The 3,722-nt window shown below is 73.8% G+C and carries 5 protein-coding genes; 3 read left to right on the forward strand and 2 right to left on the reverse strand.

Annotated elements, in window-relative coordinates; genetic code table 11:
* Positions 1-14: 14 nt before the first annotated feature.
* On the reverse strand, positions 15-467 hold the full coding sequence (locus AB0K09_RS31090; protein ID WP_366068746.1) for a hypothetical protein: 453 nt from the start codon (positions 465-467) through the stop codon (positions 15-17).
* Positions 468-662: 195 nt separating this feature from the next.
* Between AB0K09_RS31090 and AB0K09_RS31095 the strand changes: the two genes are divergently transcribed.
* Both AB0K09_RS31095 and AB0K09_RS31100 read left to right on the forward strand, forming a co-directional pair.
* Positions 663-1,019 (forward strand): hypothetical protein, encoded by a 357-nt coding sequence (locus AB0K09_RS31095; RefSeq protein WP_366068747.1) that lies wholly within the window; start codon positions 663-665, stop codon positions 1,017-1,019.
* 50 nt (positions 1,020-1,069) lie between these two features.
* Complete coding sequence (locus AB0K09_RS31100; RefSeq protein ID WP_366068748.1) at positions 1,070-1,273, forward strand: hypothetical protein; 204 nt, start codon at positions 1,070-1,072, stop codon at positions 1,271-1,273.
* Positions 1,274-1,291: 18 nt separating this feature from the next.
* Here AB0K09_RS31100 and AB0K09_RS31105 read toward each other — a convergent pair whose 3' ends face one another.
* Complete coding sequence (locus tag AB0K09_RS31105) at positions 1,292-2,578, reverse strand: alpha/beta hydrolase (protein WP_366068749.1); 1,287 nt, start codon at positions 2,576-2,578, stop codon at positions 1,292-1,294.
* A 111-nt stretch (positions 2,579-2,689) separates the two neighbouring features.
* Here AB0K09_RS31105 and AB0K09_RS31110 point away from each other — a divergent pair, with 111 nt between their 5' ends.
* Positions 2,690-3,661 carry a helix-turn-helix domain-containing protein gene (locus tag AB0K09_RS31110; RefSeq protein ID WP_366068750.1) on the forward strand — a complete coding sequence of 324 codons (972 nt, stop codon included), beginning with the start codon at positions 2,690-2,692 and terminating at the stop codon, positions 3,659-3,661.
* Positions 3,662-3,722: the final 61 nt, after the last annotated feature.

The following is a 3,722-nucleotide window of genomic DNA, read 5'->3' on the forward strand; positions in this document are numbered from 1 at the left end:
GTCAAACCAGCCCGTCAGACCAGCCCGTCGAACGGCTCGTAGCCGGAGCCCGCCAGTCGGAGCGGCTGGCGGAGGATCTCACCGCCGTGCACGACCAGCAGGTCGGGCACGTCGTCCTCGTAGAACCGGATGTGCCCGACGGGCCCCGTCGCCGCCGTGTGGGCGATCAGCCGCTTCAGCAGCCGGTGCAAGCCGGAAAGCATCTCGGCGTGCACCTCCTGCCGCGTGGTGAGGGACCAGCCGCGCCGCCCGCGCGCCAGCTCGCTGCCGAGCGTCCCGCCGATCCGCGAGGCGGGGCCGCGACCCGCGAGCAACGGGTCCTTCTCGGCGGGGTCGCCGGGCGCCGGCTCCTGCTTCTGCTCCTGGTTGTGGGGCAGCCCCAGGTGCCACCGCAGCTCGTCGAGGAGCTCTCCGGGCAGAGTGTCCCCCAGCTCCCAGGCCAGCTGGAGTTCGTACAGATCGCTCATGGGCGGCAGCCTAGAGGGCCCCGGTCGCGCGGTGGGCCGAGCCGCCGGATCCGCCGGCCGCCTCCGGGCGGTCTCCCCGCCGGACCCGCTCTGCCTGCGAAGGAGCATCGTTCACCCGGCTCGAACAGCCGGCGCCCGATTCACCTCCGGGGAGGCACCACCTTCAGTTGATCAAGGGGTCGTAGGCTCAAGGACATGCACACGACCCTGTCCGAGCACGCCCGATGTCTCTACGGCGACGAGTTCCTGCCCGCGCCCGCGTGCGACCGCGAGCACAAGGAGCACTACTTCGTCGAGGAACTGACCTTCGCCGACGCGGACACGATCCTCGCCATGCTGCGCGAACTGGGCCCGCACATGGTGGAGAGCCGCCTGCCCGTCTGGGTCCGCAACCTCGCCTACCGGCTGCTGCTCCTGCAACGGCCCGACGACCCGGCCCTGATGCGAGAGGCGGCGGACAGCCTCTACCTGCACGGCCCGGTGTGGGACGACATCGCCGCCGAACTCCGGCAGCGCGCCGACGCCCTGGAGGCGGCGACGGCCGGCGAGTGAGCGGACCGTACGCCTTATCCTGCCGGGAGACCGCCGACCGAGGAGCCCACATGGCCAAGGTGAACGTCTCCCTCGATGCCGACCTCGCGATAGAGGTCATGCTGCTGTCCGGCACGACGAACCCGCAGGACGCCGTCGAGTTGATCGTCCGCGACTATCTGGCGCGCGGCCGCCGCACCGAGGCGCGGACCGGGGAGGCGGCGGCCGAGGCGTACCGCACCGCGCAGCCGAACCATTCCGTCGAGGAGGGCTGACCGGGCCGGCGCCTCTTCTCAGCGCGGTGGCAGGTGCCGGCGGAAGAAGGACCGCACGTGACCGCGTACGGCAGGCACCGACCGCGCCGGGTCGATCGCGCCGACCAGCGCGAGGCGGTCGGCGGCGGCCATCAGCCCGGCGTCCTGCAACTGGGGCGCGATCGCGGCGTAGTCGGTGAACACCCAGTGCGTGGCGCCGTCGAGCCGGCGCCGGAGCACGTGTCCGCGCGAGTGGGCGAGCACGGCCGACCAGGAGCGCTCGTACTCCGCGTCGCAGAAGCCGTCCGTACCCAGCAGCAGGAGCGGGCGGTCGGTTCCGTGCTCGGCGACCGGGAAGAGCGGTCCCGGCCGGCCGGGACCGGCCGGGGCGTGGCTGAGGTGGCCTTCCAGATTGACGGCGGCGGTGACACGGCGGTCCTCGTACAGCGTCTCGGCCGCGGTCGTGCCGCCGGCGGAGTGCCCGTAGACGCCGACCCGCCGTGGATCGATCGCCCGGTCGAGGTGTTCGGGGAGCGGGCGGCCCTCCGCGTCCGGGTTCCGGCCGGCGGCCAGGGCCGGCAACTGGTCGAGGAGGAAGCGGACGTCCGCGATCCGGGTGTCGATCGCGGTGCGGAAGAGCCGCGGATCGTTGCGGGGGTCTCCTCTGAAGACGGTCTCGCGGACCTTGCCGCGGTAGCGCGTGCGGCTCGGGAAGTCGACCTCGCCGGCGTCGCCCGGGTGGTCGACGGTGACGACCACGTAGCCGTGGCTCGCCAGCTCCTCGGCGAGCCCGGTGCCGAGCGTGCGCGGGTCGCCGCCACCCGGCGAGTACAGCAGTACGGGCCGCCGTACGGCCTGCGCGGGGGCGCCGGTACGGGCGTGGGTCGCGGTGGCGGCCCAGTCCACGCCGGCTGCCGGCAGGTGGTGGATCCGGGTGTCGATCTCCCGGAAGGACGTCACGGCGTCCTCGGTCATCTGCCGGGCCACGGGGTAGCGGCCGTGGGCGGAGGGGACGGAGAGGACGGTGTGAGCAGCGGGATAGAAGAGTGTGATCATCAGTTCCCGGACGGGGATCCCGTGGTCCCACGGGTCGCGCCGGCTGCGGTCGATCAGGTGCAGGGTGGTCGTGCCGAGGCGGTGCGGACCGGTCGGCGCGGGCAGCCGGGGGACGACACCGGCGGCCCGTACCCGCGCCTGCGCGGCGGCCGCACCGCCGACGCCGGCGGTGAGCAGGAGCGACGCGCCCGCCGCGACGGCGGACTTGGCGAAGAACCGCCGGCCGACACCGCCGGCGCCCGGGGAACTCGAGCTGGGAGAAGAGGTCATGGCCCGCATGCTGGCCCTCCGGACGGCACGCGGGCCAAGGTTGAGACCCTGACCGAAACGATCGCGCCGCACGGCCGGGGCGAGTAGGGGGAGAGGGGGAAGAGCGGGAGCGTGGCGCTACGGATCCGGTTCACGGCGGAGGACTTCTCCCGGGTGCGGTTCGCGCCCCGGCCGGCTCCGCTCCAGGAGCTGAACGCCGCCCTCATGAAGATGTGTTCGGGCGACGACGAGCTGCTGTTCGAACGCTGGAGACGCCGGCTGCTGCGCTCCCTGCCCCGCGCGGCGGAACCGCTGGGGGACCTGGTGCCCGGAACGGTGGCGCCGGGCTTCCTCGACGTGTTCAGCGACACGCTGGAGGACGGCCTGGAGACGGTCCGGGCCGCGCGCCCGGAGCTGGTCCGCTCCGAGATCGAGCGCGCATACGCCCGTCACGCGGCGCCGGCCCCACTGTGGGTCCGCGACCTGCACCGGGGCGACAGCGACGCCTGGCGGCTTCTCCACCGGGCCCAGCAGGCGGCCTTCGAGACGGCCCTGCGCCCCGTATGGCCCGTGGTGCAGGACCTGCACCACGCCGAGTTCACCCGCCACGCCCTGACCGTGGCCGAGCACGGCATCGGCACCGCCCTGGCCGGGCTCCTGCCCGGCGCCCGGCTGCGCGACGGCCTCTGGGCGCTGGCGGCCCCGGGCGAGCGGACCGTCGAGCTGCGGGGCCGCGGCCTGGTCCTCGTACCCACCTTCCACTGGACCGGCCATCCCCTGATCGCCGATCTCCCCGGTCATCCGCTGTTCCTGACCTACCCGGCCGGCCCCGGCCTGCCCCTCGTACCGCCCGAGGCGGGCGGCGCGGGCGACGCGCTGGCCGGCGTGCTCGGCCGGACCCGCTGCGAGATGCTGCTCCTGCTCGCGCGGGAGCACACCACCAGCGACCTCGCCCGGCGTCTCGGCGTCAGCAACGCGACCGTCTCCGCCTACACCGCCGCCCTGCGTGGCGCGGGCCTGATCACCACGGTCCGCGCCGGTCGCGCGGTCCTGCACCACCGCACGGCGCTGGGCAGCCTGCTGGTACGGCAGCACGCGGAATAAGGGTTCGTGCGTTCGCCCACCCCACTGCTAACTTCCGTCCCAACTACTCGGACAAGGGAGG

Source organism: Streptomyces sp. NPDC049577 (assembly GCF_040675635.1).
GTDB lineage: Bacteria > Actinomycetota > Actinomycetes > Streptomycetales > Streptomycetaceae > Streptomyces.

Coding starts and splice junctions, on each gene's coding strand:
- AB0K09_RS31105 (WP_366068749.1), bottom strand. CDS start 2,578: ATGACCTCTTCTCCCAGCTCGAGTTCCCCGGGCGCCGGCGGTGTCGGC.
- AB0K09_RS31090 (WP_366068746.1), bottom strand. CDS start 467: ATGAGCGATCTGTACGAACTCCAGCTGGCCTGGGAGCTGGGGGACACT.
- AB0K09_RS31095 (WP_366068747.1), top strand. CDS start 663: ATGCACACGACCCTGTCCGAGCACGCCCGATGTCTCTACGGCGACGAG.
- AB0K09_RS31100 (WP_366068748.1), top strand. CDS start 1,070: ATGGCCAAGGTGAACGTCTCCCTCGATGCCGACCTCGCGATAGAGGTC.